The sequence below is a fragment of the Microbulbifer aggregans genome, from assembly GCF_020524005.1.
GTDB lineage: Bacteria > Pseudomonadota > Gammaproteobacteria > Pseudomonadales > Cellvibrionaceae > Microbulbifer > Microbulbifer aggregans_A.
In genome coordinates this window covers 189,627-207,942 of the sequence record NZ_JAIVKK010000003.1, presented here as the reverse complement: position 1 = coordinate 207,942, position 18,316 = coordinate 189,627, and the positions used below count along the sequence as shown (strand labels likewise).

General features: G+C 56.4%; 13 protein-coding genes and 2 tRNA genes. 11 read left to right on the top strand and 4 right to left on the bottom strand.

All coding sequences use genetic code 11. From position 1 onward, the window contains the following. Positions 1-16: 16 nt before the first annotated feature. Entirely contained in the window at positions 17-463 is a 447-nt protein-coding gene (locus tag LC093_RS05905) for an REP-associated tyrosine transposase (RefSeq protein ID WP_226663173.1), read from the top strand. A gap of 87 nt (positions 464-550) precedes the next feature. Here LC093_RS05905 and LC093_RS05900 read toward each other — a convergent pair whose 3' ends face one another. From LC093_RS05900 to LC093_RS05890, 3 genes are all read right to left on the bottom strand, one after another. Further along, positions 551-1,576, bottom strand: a complete 1,026-nt coding sequence (locus tag LC093_RS05900) for a zinc-binding alcohol dehydrogenase family protein (protein WP_226663170.1) — start codon at positions 1,574-1,576, stop codon at positions 551-553. Between the two features lie 125 nt (positions 1,577-1,701). Further along, entirely contained in the window at positions 1,702-2,880 is a 1,179-nt protein-coding gene (locus LC093_RS05895) for a PepSY-associated TM helix domain-containing protein (RefSeq protein WP_226663168.1), read from the bottom strand. 116 nt (positions 2,881-2,996) lie between these two features. Further along, positions 2,997-5,108 carry a TonB-dependent receptor gene (locus tag LC093_RS05890; RefSeq protein WP_226663166.1) on the bottom strand — a complete coding sequence of 704 codons (2,112 nt, stop codon included), beginning with the start codon at positions 5,106-5,108 and terminating at the stop codon, positions 2,997-2,999. A gap of 415 nt (positions 5,109-5,523) precedes the next feature. On the opposite strand from LC093_RS05890, the gene LC093_RS05885 reads away from it, so the two are divergent. The 10 genes from LC093_RS05885 to LC093_RS05840 all read left to right on the top strand — a co-directional run bounded on the left by LC093_RS05885 (position 5,524) and on the right by LC093_RS05840 (position 16,261). Further along, positions 5,524-5,600: transfer RNA gene (locus LC093_RS05885), tRNA-Met, on the top strand. Between the two features lie 53 nt (positions 5,601-5,653). Further along, positions 5,654-5,730 (top strand) — tRNA-Met (locus tag LC093_RS05880). Positions 5,731-5,980: 250 nt separating this feature from the next. Next, a complete protein-coding gene (gene rimP / locus LC093_RS05875) occupies positions 5,981-6,445 on the top strand; it encodes a ribosome maturation factor RimP (protein ID WP_226663164.1) in 465 nt (154 codons plus the stop codon). A gap of 134 nt (positions 6,446-6,579) precedes the next feature. Then, complete coding sequence (gene nusA, locus LC093_RS05870; RefSeq protein ID WP_226663162.1) at positions 6,580-8,076, top strand: transcription termination factor NusA; 1,497 nt, start codon at positions 6,580-6,582, stop codon at positions 8,074-8,076. Positions 8,077-8,225: 149 nt separating this feature from the next. Next, positions 8,226-11,030: a translation initiation factor IF-2 gene (gene infB, locus LC093_RS05865; RefSeq protein ID WP_226663160.1), complete on the top strand. Its 2,805-nt coding sequence runs from the start codon at positions 8,226-8,228 to the stop codon at positions 11,028-11,030. 122 nt (positions 11,031-11,152) lie between these two features. Beyond that, positions 11,153-11,560 (top strand): 30S ribosome-binding factor RbfA, encoded by a 408-nt coding sequence (gene rbfA, locus LC093_RS05860; RefSeq protein ID WP_226663158.1) that lies wholly within the window; start codon positions 11,153-11,155, stop codon positions 11,558-11,560. Further along, positions 11,560-12,495: a tRNA pseudouridine(55) synthase TruB gene (gene truB, locus LC093_RS05855; protein WP_226663156.1), complete on the top strand. Its 936-nt coding sequence runs from the start codon at positions 11,560-11,562 to the stop codon at positions 12,493-12,495. Before rbfA ends, truB begins: the two co-directional genes overlap by 1 nt. Before the next feature lie 200 nt (positions 12,496-12,695). After that, positions 12,696-12,965 carry a 30S ribosomal protein S15 gene (gene rpsO / locus LC093_RS05850; RefSeq protein ID WP_161859315.1) on the top strand — a complete coding sequence of 90 codons (270 nt, stop codon included), beginning with the start codon at positions 12,696-12,698 and terminating at the stop codon, positions 12,963-12,965. A 248-nt stretch (positions 12,966-13,213) separates the two neighbouring features. Further along, positions 13,214-15,331, top strand: coding sequence for a polyribonucleotide nucleotidyltransferase (gene pnp / locus LC093_RS05845; protein ID WP_226663155.1), 2,118 nt, complete (start codon positions 13,214-13,216; stop codon positions 15,329-15,331). Positions 15,332-15,436: 105 nt separating this feature from the next. Further along, positions 15,437-16,261 carry a sulfite exporter TauE/SafE family protein gene (locus LC093_RS05840; protein ID WP_226663154.1) on the top strand — a complete coding sequence of 275 codons (825 nt, stop codon included), beginning with the start codon at positions 15,437-15,439 and terminating at the stop codon, positions 16,259-16,261. 150 nt (positions 16,262-16,411) lie between these two features. On the opposite strand, the gene LC093_RS05835 is transcribed toward LC093_RS05840, so the two are convergent. Beyond that, positions 16,412-17,950, bottom strand: a complete 1,539-nt coding sequence (locus LC093_RS05835; protein WP_226663152.1) for a peptide MFS transporter — start codon at positions 17,948-17,950, stop codon at positions 16,412-16,414. Between the last annotated feature and the right edge of the window lie 366 nt (positions 17,951-18,316).

Here is an 18,316-nt window from a genome sequence, read left to right as displayed (position 1 = left end):
CAATACTGGAATCCCCATGTCAAGGAATGCCCAAGGTAACCGCCTCCGCACCGGCCGCGACGGTGAGCCAAACCGCATCTATCTCGTCACCGCTGTCTGTCATCAGCGCCAACTCATCTTTCGAAACTTCCTAAACGGCCGAAAATTCGTGCATGCCATCATGCAAGTCCACCAGGCTGAGACATTGTGCTATGTGGTTATGCCGGACCATATCCACTGGTTACTGCAACTTGGTGGCGATGGGAACCTTTCAAAAATAGTACAAAAGGCCAAGTCGCTGACGACGATGGTTTTGCGGGAAGTCTGGCAGGGGCCTGTCTGGCAGCGTGGTTTTCACGATCATGCCTTGAGAAAAGATGAAGACTTGGTGAACGTCGCCCGATATGTTGTGGCGAATCCTTTACGGGCAGGGCTGGTCAAGTCTCTGCGCAATTATCCTTTGTGGGATGCGATCTGGCTCTAGCATTGACCTGTAGGAGCCTGCTTGCAGGCGAAAGCGCGCTGCGAATTTATGTTCGCCTGCAAGCAGGCTCCTACATAGAGTGGGTGGTCACTCCCACCCCGCAAGCACAATCTTCCCTATTGTCTTCCCCGTTTCCAGCTGCTTGTGCGCCAAGCGCAAATTGGCCGCGGTAATTGGCTCGATACTATCGCCCACTGTGGTGACCAATTTCTCCAGGTCGATCAGGTCTGAGATTTTATTCAGAATCTCCTGCTGGCGGATCATATCGTCGGTCTGGAACATCGCGCGGGTAAACATAAACTCCCACACAAACGCCGCGCTTTTTGGTTTGAGCAGGTTCAGTGCTAACGGTTCGCGGTTGTCGACGATGGAGCAGATTTTTCCCTGTGGTTTGATGGCATTGGCCATGGCGGGAAAGTGCTGGTCAGTGTCGTTCAGGCACAGAATGTAATCCACCATCGGAATACCGATATCGCTCAGTTCGCTATCCACAGGGTTGCGATGATTTACCACATGCTGGGCACCCATCTGTTTTATCCACATGCTGGACTTGGTGCGTGAAGCCGTGGCGATCACGTTGAGCTTTGCGAGGGTGCGGGCCAGCTGGATGGCGATAGAGCCAACGCCACCGGCACCGCCGATGATCAGGATCGACTTACCGGCATCCTCACCCGTGCTGGAAATCCCCAGCCTTTCAAACAGCGCCTCCCAGGCAGTGAGGCTGGTCAACGGCAGCGCCGCAGCCGCGGTGTAATCCTGAGTGCGAGGCATTCTGCCGACGATACGCTCGTCTACCAGCTGGAATTCACTGTTGCAGCCCGGGCGGGTGATATCGCCGGCGTAAAACACCTGGTCGCCCACCTTGTAACGGGTAACCTCGCTGCCGACCGCGATGACTTCGCCGGCCGCGTCCCAGCCGAGAATTTTGGGGGTGGTTTCCACGACGGGCTCGGACTTTGGCGCCCGAACCTTGGTATCGACGGGATTTACAGCAATTGCCTTGACCGCAACCAGCAGATCTTTTGGGCCCGGTTCGGGGCGGTCGATCTGCAGGTCAACCAACGACTCTTCGTTGTCGATCGGCAGGTATTGATGCAGGCCAATGGCTTTCACTCGGGAACTCCTTTCCTGTGTGATGAAGGTTGGGCTTGAGCGCGCCTGAATTTGAATCGTACTCAAGTGTGTGGCCCGAATACTAGGCGAATAGTCAGTGTAGAGCTTTGACCTATGTCAGAAGTTCATAGCGAAGCGGGGGAGGAGGGGACATCTATGGCGGCGGTTTGCGGCTTGGCGGCGCGTTGTTTGAGGTTGCGCTTTTTCCACCACAGATACATTCCAGTGCCAAATAGCAGCGCAGGTGCAAAGCCTGCCAGCAGTACCAGCCAGCGCCCGAAAAGCCCCAGGGCGTCGCCGTTGTGCAGAGGGAACTGCCAGCGCAGGATTTTGTTGCCGAGGGGGATTTCGCTGACGTTTTCAACCATCAACACCTCGCCGGTATATTGATCGAGACGTACAAAACTGGCCCCGTAATTGTTCCAGACCTCGCCTGCAGCACGGTAAGACAGGCCGTAGCTGTCGGCGCTGTTGCGGGGCAGGTAGATGCGTTTCAGCTCGCCACCGGGAAATACCTCAGCACCAATCGATACCACGTCATCTGCGGATAGGGCCGTGCCACTGCTGCTGCGGGATTGCGGCAATGCGGCGAGCGGTTCGGTGGTAAACAGCGTGCCGACAACGGCGCGTACCTGCTGTGGGAAAACCAGGGTGACACCGGAAAAACTGATCATCAGAAGCAGTGGCAGAAAATAGACACCGAATACCTTGTGCACGTCAAAATAAAAGCGGAAGCGGTTGCCGGTGCGGGAGATGGTAAAGGCGCGTTTCCAGCGGTCTTTTCGGGATTTTGCCGTGCGGGGTTTCTTTGGCCACCACAGGACGAGTCCTGTGAGGCAGAACACCATCAGCAATAGCCCCATAAAACCTACGACGGTTTTGCCGGTGCCGCCCGCTAACAGGGTGTAATGCAGGCGATAGAACCAGGTCATCTCTGACGTCGCAAAGTCGCCCCAGCCGCGGATCGCAAGCACCTCGGCATCGGTGGGAGACACGCTCACCTCGACAGGTCCTGGGGCACCCTCCGGCTTGGGAAACCGGACCACAAATGGACTGCCCGCTTGCCGCGGCGTCATCATTCGAGTGGGTTGTGGATTGCCGGGTACCGCGGCCTGGGCTGCGGCAAAGATTTCCGCATAGGTGGCGGGGCGTTCGGAAGCTTTGAAGGTAACCGTTTCCGGCGCGAGCTTTTCATCCAGCGCATGGTCGAACACCAGCAGGCTGCCGGTGAGACCGATCAATGACAGCAGCAGGCCCAGTATCAGGCCTGCGTACTTGTGCAGGATGAAAAACGTTTTACGCATGATGATTCGGTGAAGTCGTCATTCCGGCGCAGGCCGGAATCCAGAGCTGATGGTCCTATAGGATACCGATCATACAGCCTGGATACTGGCCTGCGTTGGGCATGATGAAACAGAAATCAGAAAACCTTCGAGTAAGAAAGGTTCACGCTACGGCCCAGGCCCTTGAAATTGCGGACGTTATTGCCTGCGGTCTGGGAGTAGTAGGTGAAGTAGTCTTCGTTGGTCAGGTTCTGGATACCCAGGGAGAACTCTCCGCTCAGGGCCTTCAGTTGTGCACTGGCATCGATGATGGTGTAGCCATCGAACTCGTGTGTAGTCACGCCTTCAGCATTTTCAAACTCGCGATCCAGCAGCCAGTTGGCCTGCAGGCGGGTGCTGAAAGCATCGGTCCAGTTGCGGGCCCAGCTCAGGTTGAAGCGGTTTGGCGCAATATTGCGGCCGTCCAGGTCGGTGTCCACCTTGCCATCGCCATCGTCATCGTAGCGGCCTTTGGTGTAGGCGTAACGGGCTTCCAGGGTGTCGGTTTCAGTGACAAACCACTGGCCGCGCAATTCTACGCCGTCGACGTCGGTCTTTTCGCGAGCCACGCTGTAGATCCCGTCGTCGCCCAGCGCCAGGCGCTGACCGTAGTTCGAGTCTGACGAGTAATACGCGACCTGCGCACCGAAGCGGTCGCTGCTGAACTCCAGCCCCAGTTCCTGGTTTTCAGTCAGGATAGGTTGCATATCGAGGAAAGTTTCTACGTCCTGATCCGGTTGGTTGATTCCGCGCAGCACGCGGCCAACGTCGGGCATGGAAAAGCCTTCGGAATAGTTCGCGTATACCCGCAGACCTTCGGAGATCGTATAGGTGGCGCCGATGTTACCGAGGGTTTCGCTGAACTCCGGATTGCCGCCTTTAACTGACTGGCTGCCGTAAGATGCCAGGGTAGTGAAATCGTCTACCTGTAATTCAGAAATTTCGTGGCGTACACCGGCCGTGATCGTCATGCGGTCAATACCAGTGAACTCTGCCTGTGCATAGGGAGCGATGTTCTTGTACTGAGTAGGTGGCACCCATGCACGCTCAGTGAGAATCAGCTGCTGCCAGGTTTCATCTTCCAAAAGATCTACACCGTAGGTGAGACTCACCGGGGCGCCAGCAATGTCATCCTTGATCAGGGTGAGTTTCAGACCGCGCTTTTCAGAGTTGTTCTGCGACTGGTCAAACAGGCCCGGGCCATAGGTGGCTTCGTCCTGGAAGGTGCCGCTGTCGGTAGCGCCATAGGTACCGGCGAAGTCCTGCGAGAACACCTGTGCGCGGAGCTTCTGGCCGAAGACATTTTCGTTGCTGTACTGCAGATTGATCGTGGTGACTTCATTTGACGGTGATTTACCGGGTACGTCACCTCTTTCTGCGGTGGTTGGCACTCCTTCAGCGATAATCCCCGGGACACTCAGCCAGTTGTTGTTGCCTTCCAGCATGAAGTGGTTGATGGTCAGCTGAACACGCTGGTCGTCCCAGCTGTAGCCGGTTTTGACGAAGGCGTTAACGGTGTCGCTATCCATGGTGTCGCCCTGGGTGTTGTCGAAGCCGACAATGTCCCCGTTGGCGTCGTAGCTGATACCGGTATTGCGGTAGGTCAGGCTGGCCAGTACATCTACGTCGTTTACTTTTCCGGAAACGCTGTAGCTGCCGTTATAGCCGAGGGTATCGCCAACCTCTTCAGTCTGCAGGGCGGATTCAACGCGCACGCTCTGCTGGAATTCGTCACTCGGGGTGCGGGTGACCAGATTGATGATACCGCCGGATGCGCCCATACCGTGGATTGCGTTGGCACCGTGAATGACTTCTACGCGCTCCAGGACCAGCGGGTCAATGGTGTGGCCATCGCGTCCACCGTCGCGCAGCGGGTTGGACTGCGGCACGCCGTCGATCAGGTACAGCGGCTTGCGGCCGCGCAGGCTCTCGCCGGAGCTGGTCATCTTCTGGCGGCTGGGTGCGAAGCTCGGGATCAAGTTGCCGAGTATGGTGGACAGGTCGCTGGTCGCACTCAACTGTTGGGTCAGCGCTTCTTTATCGATCAGGGTGACGGTATTGGGGATTGCGCTCAGGGGCTTTTCGGTGCGGCTGGCTGTTACCACGACTTCTTCTTGAATCCGCTGGTCTTTAGTGGTGCCGGTATCGGCGATGGCAGCGGTGCTGGCGGCCGCGATGGCCAGGGCGAGTGAAGTTTTCAGGCAGCGCATACAGCGAGGCTCCTCGAAAAGGTAGTTTGTCTTATTTAAGGGAAGTTACTTGCAGGCAGATCGGGCCGGTATGGACGCTGATGGATGATGCGTCGGTTTTGGTGGACTGCCTTAATTCTGGGGCGTGATGTTAAACAAAATGAGAATTGCTATCAATCGCAGGAGTGCATCTTTGTACTGTTTAAATGACGCGAATTAGCCCCGCGCATTAGCGCCCCGCGTTCTTATAATAAGAAGCGTTGCCAGGGACCGTGGGGGCTTCACAGGGGCAGGGGCTGCCTTTGTGATAATTTATGCCAAAAGTGGCTTGACTCGCCAAGGCCTCCCCCCTAGAATGCGCAGCCTCTTGAGCAGTCGGGGCAACCCACTGCAAGAGACCGAAAGTCTTACCAGGTTCGGTCTCTGGGTTTGTTGGTGCGGGGTGGAGCAGCCTGGTAGCTCGTCGGGCTCATAACCCGAAGGTCGTAGGTTCAAATCCTGCCCCCGCTACCAAATTTCCATTTATACTCTCGGGTGTGAGTGGATGTTGAACCCCAGGATGTTGTTGCGGGGTGGAGCAGCCTGGTAGCTCGTCGGGCTCATAACCCGAAGGTCGTAGGTTCAAATCCTGCCCCCGCTACCAAATTCTGTGAAGGTGACCGGCTGGTCATCTTCACGCAGTTGAAGCCCCTGTTAGGGGCTTTTTCGTATCTGCGGCAAGCCGGTTTCCGGGGTTGCCATCCGAATGGGCCGGGAGTCGGCGCCGCGGTTTCTCATTCGGACCGTGGGGCTAGCTTCGCTGCCCATTTTTTGTTTTTAAAGTGCGCCAGTGAATCTGCTCCAGTGCAACGCCGGGTAACAAAACGGCAATGCCCGAGGGCCAAAGTGGTTATATGGCAAGCAAACGCGAAATACTGGAAGAGCTGCTGGCTCCGGTGGTTGAATCACTGGACTGCGAGCTTTGGGGTATCGAATACCAGACCCATGGCCGCAATGCCATGCTGCGCATCTTTATTGATGCCGAGCGAGGCATCAGTGTTGAAGACTGTGAGAAAGTCAGTCGTCAGGTCAGTGCAGTGATGGATGTCGAAGACCCCATCAGCAGTAAGTACACCCTGGAAGTTTCTTCGCCGGGTATGGACCGGCCGTTGTATAAGCTGGATCACTATCGTCGTTTTACTGGCGCCCAGGTGGAATTGCGTCTGCGCATGCCGCTCGATGGCCAGCGTAAATGGCGAGGCCTGATTGCCGGCGTCGAGGGCGATGAAGTGGTACTGCGTATAGACAGCGAGAATGAGTATCTGTTGCCTATCGACAGTATTGAAAAGGCGAACATCATTCCCCAGTTTGAAGACTGATATCTGGGGTGAAACCCGGTGTAGTCAGGCTGAGTTTTAGTAGAGGCAGTGTTGCAGGGCTTTCCGGCAGCGGTATCCGGAAGTTCACTGAAACACTGAGTAAACAGCACGTAGCGTTTTGAAGAGGCAGCTGCATGAACAAAGAAATCTTGCTGGTAGCCGAAGCGGTTTCCAACGAGAAAGGCGTCGACCGGGAAATTATTTTCCAGGCAATCGAGGCGGCCCTGGCAACGGCCACCAAGAAACGCTACGACGAGGATTCCACGGTTGAGGTGATCATTGACCGCAGAAGCGGCGATTACGAAACCTTCCGCAGCTGGGAAGTCGTGGACGACGAGACGCTCGCAGAACTGGGTACCCAGTTCACGCTTGAAGAAGCCCATGAAAAGGACCCGGAGCTCAAGGCTGGCGATGTTTTCCGTGAGCAGGTAGAAAACGTTGAGTTCGGACGTATCGCTGCGCAGACCGCCAAGCAGGTGATCGTGCAGAAGGTTCGTGAAGCTGAGCGCGCCAAGATCGTCGATGAATATCGCGACCGCGTTGGTGAGCTGGTCAGCGGTACCGTCAAGAAGGTGACCCGCGACTTCATCGCTGTAGACCTGGGCAACAACGCCGAAGCGCGTTTGCCGAGGGATCAGCTGGTCGGCCGCGAAATTTTCCGTCTCGGTGATCGCGTGCGTGCGGTGCTGCTGGAAATCCAGCCGGAAGCTCGCGGCCCGCAATTGATGCTGAGTCGCTCCTGCCCGGAAATGCTGATTGAGTTGTTCCGCATCGAAGTGCCGGAAATTTCCGAGCAGGTGATCGAGATTCGCGGCGCAGCGCGCGATCCGGGCCTGCGCGCCAAGATCGCGGTAACCACCAACGACGGTCGTATCGACCCGGTTGGTGCCTGTGTTGGTATGCGCGGTGCACGAGTTCAGGCCGTTTCTAACGAGCTGTCTGGTGAGCGTGTCGACATCGTGCTGTGGGATGACAATCCTGCGCAATTCGTAATCAATGCCATGGCGCCAGCGGAGATCGAGTCCATTGTGGTGGATGAAGATGCCGGCTCTATGGATGTAGCGGTTGCGGAAGAAAACCTGGCAATGGCCATTGGCCGCAGCGGTCAGAATGTACGCCTGGCGTCTGAGCTGACCCAGTGGCAGATCAACGTCATGAGTATCGACGAGTGGCAGGCCAAGCAGGAAGCCGAGTCCGGCGGCATCATGGAAACCTTCATGGAGCGTCTCGACATCGATGAAGATGTTGCGGGTGTGCTGGTTGAAGAAGGTTTCACCACCCTCGAGGAAGTGGCCTATGTGCCCATCGAGGAAATGCTGGCAATTGAAGGCTTCGACGAAGATATCGCCGAAGAACTGCGTGCCCGTGCGAAGGACGCACTGCTGACCCAGGCACTGGCGTCTGAAGAAGAGCTGGATGCAACTGAGCCGGCGGAAGACCTGCTGAATATGGAAGGCATGGAGCGTCAGCTCGCATTCCAGCTGGCCAGCCGTGGTGTAGCCACCATGGAAGATCTGGCTGAGCAGGCAGTTGACGACCTGCTGGATATTGAAGGAATGAACGAAGAGCGTGCAGCCGCACTGATCATGAAAGCTCGCGAGCCCTGGTTCGCCGACGACAGTGACCAGTAAGCGGGACGCCCTGGTGCCGGGCAAGAGTCCGGCATCGAATGCACCAAAATACTTTGGTGCGCCACGAATTACCTGCCGTGCAGGTGAAGGGCGGAGCAGCAAAATGAACTGATGCTGCTCCGCTACTAAGCGACTTTTTAGGAGAGAGAATGGCCGAAGTAACAGTTAGCGAACTCGCCAAATCGGTTGGTGCCACCGAAGAGCGTCTGCTCAAGCAGATGCAGGAGGCGGGTTTGCCCCACACTTCCGCAGATGCAAAAGTGTCCGCAGAAGAAAAGCAGGTCTTGCTCAACTTCCTGAAAAGCAGCCACGGCAGCGACAAGGATGAGGAGAGCGCCGCTCCCCGCAAGATTACCCTCAAGCGTAAAACCACAACCACGTTGAAAACCGGTTCAGGCACCGGCCGTAAGACCGTGAATGTGGAAGTGCGTAAGAAGCGCACTTACGTCAAGCGTGCCGAAGAGGCCGAACAGGCCGAACAGGCTGAGCCGGACACCACCGCCCTGAAGCAGGCTGAAGAAGAGCTTGCCGCGGCAGAAAAGGCCGCAGCTGAGCGCGCCCAGGCAGAGCAACAGGCTGCGGAAGCTGAAGCCAAGGCACGTGCTGAAGCTGAAGCCAAAGCAAAAGCTGACGCGGAAGCCAAGGCAAAAGCTGAGGCAGAAGCCGCGGTTAAAGCTGAGGAAGAGGCGAAGAAAGTCGCCAAGCCGGAGCCTGAGAAAGTTCAGGAGAAGGCCAAGCCTGAGCCTGCCCCCATTCGTTCCAGCTATGTTGACGATATCGAAGCGATGCGCCTCGCCGCTATTGAGCGCCGTAAGAAAGAAGACGAGCGCGAAGCGGCCGAGCTGGAAGAAAAGAAAGCCCGCGTAGAAGCTGAGCGTGCGCGCGTTGAAGAAGAAAAGAAAAAGCAGGCAGAAGTTGCCAAGCAGAAAGCCACTACTGAGGCCGACAAGCCTGCGACCGCCCTGCGCCGCAAGCATGAAGAGGCCGTAGTGACCGAACGTGACGACGATGAACCGCGCAAGCGTCGCAGTCGTCGCGGTAAGAACGGTCCGAAGAAATCCAGTAAGACCTCACTCTACGATGCCGCGCTCGAAGCATTTGATTCCGATGAGGACGAGAAGCGCAGCACCCGTTCGCTGTCCCGTGCGGCCGTGAAGGTCAAGAACACACACGGCTTTAAACGGCCGACAGGAAAGCAAGTGTACGAAGTGCAACTGGGCGAGACGATCACCGTCGGCGATCTTGCCAAGCAGTTGAATATCAAGGCCGGCGAACTGATCAAACGCCTGATGAAAATGGGCGAAATGGTTACCATCAACCAGAGCCTGGATCGCGAAACTGCATCCCTGATCGTTGAAGAGCTCGGCCACAAAGTGGTAATGCGCTCTGAAAATGAGCTGGAAGAAAAACTGGTCGCGCAGTCTCAGGATATCGAAGGCGAAGAGGTATCCCGTGCACCGGTAGTAACCGTAATGGGTCACGTTGACCACGGTAAAACCTCCCTGCTGGATTACATCCGTAAGACCAAAGTGGCTTCCGGTGAAGCTGGTGGTATTACCCAGCACATCGGTGCTTACCGCGTTAAAACCAGCCAGGGCGAAATTGCCTTCCTGGATACCCCTGGACACGCGGCGTTTACCGCTATGCGTGCTCGTGGCGCGCAGGCTACCGACGTCGTTATTCTGGTTGTGGCGGCTGATGATGGCGTGATGCCGCAGACTGAAGAAGCGGTTGCCCACGCCAAAGCAGCGGGAGTCCCGCTGGTTGTGGCCATAAACAAATGCGATAAAGAAGCGGCTGATCCGGATCGTGTTAAAAACGAACTGGCCGCAAAAGATGTGATCCCGGAAGACTGGGGCGGTGATACCCAGTTTATCGAGGTTTCTGCACACACCGGTCAGGGCATCGACGACCTGCTGGAAGCCGTTTCCCTGCAGTCTGAAATGCTGGAGCTGAAAGCGAAAGTCGGCGTACCGGCAAGTGGAGTCGTGATCGAAGCCCGCCTTGAAAAAGGCCGCGGTGTGGTTGCCACGCTGCTGGTCCAGAGTGGTGAGCTCAAGCGCGGTGATATCGTGCTGGCAGGCCAGAGTTACGGCCGTGTGCGTGCGATGACCAACGAACTGGGCAAATCCGTGAAGGAAGCTGGCCCGTCCACTCCGGTGGAGCTGCTCGGCCTGGATTCCACACCGAATGCTGGTGACGAGTTCCTGGTTGTTGCGGACGAGCGCAAGGCGCGCGAAGTTGCAGAGCAGCGTGCAAACAAAGAGCGTACTGAGCGTATGCAGCGCCAGCAGGCGGCCAAGCTGGAAAACATGTTTGCCAACATGGAAGCCGGCGAGAAGAAAGTACTGCCCGTCGTGGTCAAAGCCGACGTGCGCGGTTCTCTCGAGGCAATCCTCGCTTCGCTGGCGGATATCGGCAACGAAGAAGTTTCTGTAAATGTAGTGTCCAGCGGTGTTGGCGGTATCGCAGAAAACGATGTGAACCTGGCGCTGACTTCCGGTGCGATCATCATCGGCTTCAATACCCGTGCCGACGTGGCTGCACGCAAGCTCGCAGAGACCGAAAGCGTAGAGATCCGTTACTACAGCGTGATCTACAACCTGCTGGACGAAGTGAAGCAGGCTCTGTCCGGCATGCTGGATCCGGAAGTTCGCGAAGAAATCGTGGGTATTGCCCAGGTGCGCGATGTGTTCCGCTCTCCGAAGTTCGGCGCGATCGCGGGCTGTATGGTCATCGAAGGTACCGTGTACCGCAACAAACCGATCCGTGTACTGCGCGACAACGTCGTGATCTATCAGGGCGAGCTGGAATCCCTGCGTCGCTTCAAAGACGACGTGCAGGAAGTCCGCAACGGTATGGAGTGTGGTATCGGCGTTAAAGACTACAATGACGTCAAGCCGGGAGACCAGATTGAGGTCTACGATATCGTCAAGGTAGCTCGCGAGCTTTAATCCTAAGTCACCCCGGCGTAGGCCGGGGGCCAGTTCGCCTGCAAGCAGACTCCTACAGAGTACGTCAGAGTACGTCGTAGGAGTCTGCTCGCAGGCGAACCGCCATTATCAATAGGTAAACAATGGCCAAAGAATTCCACCGTGCAGACCGGGTAGCCGACGCCATGCGTCGTGAGCTGGCTCGGTTGATCCAGCACGAAGTCCGCGATCCGCGTGTTGGCATGGTCAACGTCAATGATGTGGAAGTGAGCCGGGACCTGACGGTTGCCAAGGTTTTCGTCACCCTGGTTGGCGAAGATGATCGCAGCAAGATCGATATTTCCATGGCTGCGCTGAACAAGGCCGCAGGTTTCCTGCGTACCCAGCTCGCCAAGGAAATCCAGATCCGCACCATTCCCCGACTGCAGTTCCGCTATGACGAAACTTCCGTGCGCGGCCAGCACCTCTCGGCGCTGATCGACAAGGCAGTAAAAGCGGATCAAAGCAAATCCCACGACAGCGACGACCAAAGCGAAGACAAAGACGACTGATGGGCCGCAGACCAAAATGGGGCCGGCAGGTCGATGGTGTGCTGTTGCTGAACAAGCCCACCGGGATCTCTGCCAATGATGCCCTGCAAAAAGCCAAACGCCTCTTTTTCGCCAATCGCGCTGGTCACACGGGTGCGCTGGATCCGCTGGCTACCGGCGTGTTGCCGATCTGTTTCGGCGAGGCGACAAAGTTTTCCCAATACCTGCTGGATGCCGACAAGCGCTATCGCAGTACGTTCTGCCTGGGTATGACCACCGAGAGCGGTGATGCGGACGGCAATGTCATCGCCACCAGCGATGCTTCCGGCATTACTGAGCAGCAAGTGCGTGACGCCATGGCGGCATTTCGTGGCACCATCAGCCAGGTGCCTTCCATGTATTCGGCACTCAAGCACAAAGGTCAGCCTCTGTATAAGTTGGCTCGCCAGGGTATTGAAGTAGAGCGTGAGCCGCGGAAAGTGGAAATCTATTCTTACGAACTCCTTAATTTTGTACCGGGCACCAACCCGCGTGCAGAAATTGAAGTGCATTGTTCCAAAGGCACCTATGTGCGCAGTCTTGCCGAAGATCTCGGTAAAGCGCTGGGTGTCGGCGCCTTTGTGGAAAAATTGCACCGTAGTGCCGCTGGCCCCTACGAGGAAGCGGACGCCATTACCCTGGAAGAATTGACCGAAGAACGCGGCGAAGACCGGGCGGAAGTGCTGGATCACCACCTGCTGCCAATGGACTCTCCGGCGTCCGGGTTGCCGAAAATGATCCTCAATGATGACACCGGTTACTATCTGCGTCAGGGGCAGCCCGTTATGGATCTGCAGGTCTATCGCTTGGGCGATGAAGGTGATATGGTGCGCCTCTTCCTGGAAAGTGGTGAATTTCTGGGCGTTGGAGAAATTACTGATGACGGGCGGGTCGCCCCCCGCCGGTTGGTTAAGTAGTTGTTCTTTTTTACGTCATTCCGGACGTTTTTGTCATGCCGGATTCGATCCGGTACGGAATCCAACTGGATACCGGCATACGCGGGTATGACGGAAAGAGCTACAAACGCGGGGTTACCCGCAAACAACGAGTAGCTGGTCTGTAAACATGCACGGGCCAGCCGAATCTTTAAAGCATGTTACGAACGAGGTAATTCGTTATGGCACTGTCTGCAAACGAAAAAGCAGCCATCCTGAAAGAGCACGGCCAGTCTGAAGGTGATACCGGTTCTCCGGAAGTTCAGGTAGCCCTGCTGACTGCCAACATCAACAAGCTTCAGGGTCACTTTGCTTCTCACAAGCAAGACCACCACTCCCGTCGTGGTTTGATCCGCATGGTAAACCAGCGTCGTAAGCTGCTGGACTACCTGAAGCGTAAGGATCTGAGCCGTTACGCACAGCTGATCGCCAAGCTCGGCCTGCGTCGCTAAGACCCTGAGAATGCCCGCCATCTGGCGGGCATTCTTCTATCTAGATTCAGAATTTTCAGGGGCAAGAAGTTTTCCCCCTGGGAGCGCTGAGCTGGCTATATAGCCACCGAAGGCTTCAGCTCGGCAAAATCGCCTGCAAGCAGGCTCCTACGACGTGAATTAGTAAGCTGTAGGAGCCTGCTTGCAGGCGAACATTGTAGGGGCTGTTGGAATGGGCCAGCAGCCGTAAGGAAACAGGAAAGATACTAGTGAATCCAGTAACCAAAACATTCCAGTACGGAAATCAGCAGGTCACCATCGAGACCGGCCGTATCGCGCGCCAGGCTACCGGCGCAGCGCTGGTCACCATGGGCGAAACCGTGGTGTTGTGTACCGTTGTCGGTGCCAAGGAAGCGAAGCCTGATCAGAGCTTCTTTCCGCTGTCCGTGCACTATCAAGAGAAGGCCTATGCGGCCGGCAAGATTCCCGGTGGTTTTTTCAAGCGTGAAGGCCGCCCGTCAGAGAAAGAAACCCTGACTTCCCGCCTGATCGACCGTCCGATCCGCCCGCTGTTCCCCAATGGCTTCATGAACGAAGTCCAGGTAATGATCACCGTACTGTCTGCAGAGAAAGACGTTGATCCGGATATCGCAGGCATGATCGGTACTTCTGCGGCACTGTCCGTATCTGGCATCCCCTTCGGCGGCCCGATTGGCGCGGCACGCGTGGGTTACACCGAGAAAGATGGCTATATCCTGAACCCGGGTTACGCGGCACTCAAAGAGTCCGAGCTGGACATGGTTGTAGCCGGTACCAAAGACGCAGTACTGATGGTTGAATCCGAAGCAGCCGAGCTGCCGGAAGACATCATGCTGGGCGCGGTGCTGTTTGCCCACCAGGAAATGCAGTCGGTTGTTAAAGTCTGTGAAGAACTGAAAGCCGAAGCGGGCAAGCCCACCTGGGACTGGCAGCCAGAAGCGGTGAACGAGGAGCTGAAGTCTGCTCTGGAAGCACAGTTTGGCGAGAAAGTTGCCGAAGCTTACAAAATCACCGACAAGCAGCAGCGCACCGCCCGTCTGGGCGAACTGCGCAGCGAAGCCGCGGAAGCCCTGGCTACTGAAGAGCTGGACGAAGGCACTGTAAAAAGCTACTTCGGCAAGCTGGAGAAGAAAACTGTACGCGGCGCTGTGGTTCGCGGTGAGCCCCGTATCGACGGCCGTGACACCAAGACCGTACGCCCGATCAGTGTAGAAGTTGGCGTACTGCCGAAAGGTCACGGTTCTGCGCTGTTCACCCGCGGTGAAACCCAGGCTCTGGTTGTTTCCACTCTGGGCGCAACCCGCGATGCACAGATCATCGACGCGCTGGAAGGCGAGCGTAAAGACTACTTTATGCTGCACTACAACTTCCCTCCCTATTCTGTAGGTGAAGCGGGCCGTGTAGGTGCTACCGGTCGTCGCGAAATCGGCCACGGCCGTCTGGCCCGCCGCGGTATCGCTGCCGTACTGCCGAACCCGGAAGAGTTCCCGTACACCCTGCGTGTGGTCTCCGAGATCACCGAATCCAACGGTTCCAGCTCCATGGCTTCCGTATGTGGTTCCAGCCTGGCGCTGATGGATGCGGGTGTACCGCTGAAAGCACCGGTTGCCGGTATCGCCATGGGCCTGGTGAAAGAAGACGACGGCTTCGCGGTTCTGACCGACATCCTGGGTGACGAAGACCACCTGGGCGATATGGACTTCAAAGTAGCCGGTACCGCTTCTGGTGTGACCGCGCTGCAGATGGACATCAAGATCGAAGGTATCACCGAAGAGATCATGGAAACCGCTCTGGAACAGGCGCTGCACGCACGTCTGCACATCCTGGCGGAAATGAACAAGGTGATCGGCGCTTCCCGTGAAGTTGTAAACGAGAATGCACCGCGCTACGCGACCCTGAAGATCCATCCGGACAAGATCCGCGACGTGATCGGCAAGGGTGGTGCAACCATTCGCTCCATTACCGAAGAGACTGGCGCTTCCATCGATATCGAAGACGACGGTACTGTAAAAGTATTCGGCGAAGACGGTGAGAGCCTGGAAGCTGCAGTTACCCGTATCGAAGAGATCACTGCGGAAGCAGAGATCGGCGCGATCTACGAAGGTAAAGTGGTTCGTATCGTGGACTTCGGTGCGTTCGTAAACTTCCTGCCGGGTAAAGACGGTCTGGTACACATCTCCCAGATCGCGGAAGAGCGTGTAAACGCGGTTTCCGACTACCTGAGCGAAGGCCAGATGGTTAAAGTGAAGGTACTGGACGTGGATCAGCGCGGCCGTATCAAGCTGTCCATCAAGGAAGCCAACGCAGACGCAGCGGCGGAAGCGGATGAGGCTACCGGCGAGGAGTAATCCTCCAGGTTGAACCAGCCTGCTTGCAGGCGGTGAAGAACGGTGGCTATAGGCCACCGTTTTTTTTGTCTTGAATTTGGCGGAAGTAAAAGAGCGGGAACAATAATGGAAGTCTTACTGATTTACCTCCTTGTCGGTATTGGTGCCGGAACGATCGCGGGCCTGTTCGGTGTTGGCGGTGGTCTGATCATTGTACCGGCACTGGTACTGGTATTTACCGCTCAGGGGATCGCACCGGAAATTCTCACCCACATGGCGGTGGGAACCTCATTGGCCACGATCATCATTACCTCCATCAGCTCTATTCGTACCCATCACGGCAAACGCGCAGTGGACTGGAAAATCTTCGCGGCCATGGCTCCGGGAATTCTTGTCGGTTCCTGGCTTGGTGGTATGACCGCAGACTGGTTGAGCGGTGCCTGGTTACAGTTACTGATTGGCTTTTTTGCGGTCGGGATTGCACTGAAAATGTGGCTGGACGGCCTGCGTAAAGTGGAGTTATCCACAGATGGCAGTCGCGTACCTGGCAAGGTGGGGCTGTCCCTGGCTGGCGGGCTTATCGGCTGGGCGTCGGCCATCTTCGGGATTGGTGGGGGCTCACTGACGGTACCTTTCCTGTCTCGTTGCCACGTGGTGATGCAGCGGGCGGTGGCTACATCCGCCGCCTGTGGATTGCCCATTGCGGTTGCGGGGGCTATGAGCTTCGCTGTGCAGGGCTGGGGAAACATTCAGCTGCCGGCATGGAGCAGTGGTTATATCTACTGGCCGGCCTTTGTGGGCATAGTACTGACCAGTGCCTTGTTTGCCCGTTTTGGGGCGCTACTGGCCCACAGACTGTCGCCGCAACTGCTCAAGAACTGTTTTGCCGGACTACTACTTTTGATCGGCTTGCGATTTATCTGGCAGAACTATTCCATATTGACCGGCTGAACCGCGCTTGTAGGAGCCTGCTTGCAGGCGATCATGCTTGCAGCGAGATTCGCCTGCAAGCAGGCTCCTACAGGTTCTCCGCCGCCTCACAACGAAAAAAGCCACTACGGTCTCCCGCAGCGGCTTTTTCATATCGGAGAAATACTCGGATTAAACGGTCTTGGCTGGCGCCTCGGCCGGTTCAACCGGTTCGATATGATCGTCTTCCGCGCCTTGTTCCCAGATCTTGGATTTCATACCAATCAGAACCAGGACGATACCGATACCGATGCTGAAGAGGCTGATCTGCAGGTAAAGGTTCGGCAGTTCCTGGATATTCTCCGGGTCGAAGTTACCCGCCAGCAGGCCGGAAATGATGTTGCCAATGGAGTAAGTAAGTACAAACACGCCCATCATCTGGCCGGCAAAACGGCGCGGAGAAAGCTTGCTCACCGCACTCAGGGCCACCGGGCTCAGGCAAAGCTCGCCGACAGTGTGCAGGAAGTAGGTGGTGATCAGCCAGTAAGGCGCCACTTTCAGGCCCTGCGCAGCGTACTGGGCAGCGAAGAACATCACGATAAAGCCGCTCGCCATGATGATCAGGCCAATCGCACACTTCATGCTGTAGGAGGGAGTGATCATGCGCTTGGCAAGATTGATCCAAAGAGCAGCGAAGAAGGGGGACAGGATGATGATGAACAGGGCGTTGGCGCTCTGGAACCAGGACGCGGGCATCTCGAAGCTGCCAATCAGGCGCTCGGTGTAGTCACGGCCGAACAGGTTCAGGGAAGAGCCCGCCTGCTCGAAACCAGACCAGAAACAGGCTGAAGCCAGACACACGAGGAACAGAGCCCACATGCGTTTCTTTTCTACGCCGGTCAGGTTTCCAGTGAAGTAGATAAAGCCGTAGTAGGCAAAGAAGGTCAGGGTAAAGACAATCGCTACGTACTGGGCAATGGTCACCGGGTTGATGGTGATTTTACCGCTCAGAGCCAGGGCGGCCACGATGGCAACCAAGACAACGGTTGCGCCAATCACCTGCCAGGCACGTTTGGCGCCCTGTGGTGAAAGGGGGTTTTCTGGGTTGAGGCTGGCATCGCCCAGGTTTGCCAGAGTCAGGCGGTACTGGATCAGGCCCACGGCCATACCAACGGCGGCGGCGCCGAAGCCCCAGTGCCAGCCAATATTTTCACCAAAGTAACCGCAGATGAAATAACCGAGTACTGAGCCGATGTTGATGCCCATGTAGTAGAGGGCATAGCCACTGTCACGACGGACATCGTCGGAAGCGTACAGGTGACCCACAAGGGCGCTGATATTCGGCTTCAGCAGGCCGGTGCCAGACGCAACCAGCATCAGGCCGACAAAGAACGTGCTGTCGCTCGGAATGGCCAGCACGATATGGCCGCACATAATGATGATGCCGCCGTACCACACGGTCTTCTGCCCGCCTAACAGTCGGTCGGCAATCCAGCCACCGGGCAGGCCGAGGAAGTAGACCGCACCAGTGTAGAGGCCGTAGATGGCGGTTGACGCGGCAACAGTAAACGCCAGCCCTTCCTGCTGCAGGCTTGCAGTCATGAAGAGGACCAGTAGGGCGCGCATACCGTAGTAACTCATGCGCTCCCACATTTCCGTAAAGAAGAGGGTAGAGAGCCCCTTTGGATGGCCGAAAAAGCCGGCACTATTCTGATGCGTATTTGACGACATATCAGTGGTTCCAGTTGTTATAGCTTTAATAAGTAAAACGTACCCGAGTTTAACAGCGGACATTAAATCAGGCGAATGGTTACAGGTGAAACAGGCTATGAACCTGCCAAAGGCTGCACCTTACGACAGGAATAGTGGTAAATGTGGCATTTGCAGAGATGAAATGGGGGGAAAAGCGATGAAAACCCCGCAAAATTCTGCTGTATGCAGGTGGAAACGGTCACAAATGGCTAGAAAACCCACCAGAGTGCCATGCAACTCGAGTTGTGTACCTGGATAGACCCACTTGGCCTTGTTGATTGAAAGTAATTCTGGACTTATCCACAAAAAAAGGGGGCCATAAGGCCCCCTTTCATCTGTTGATTG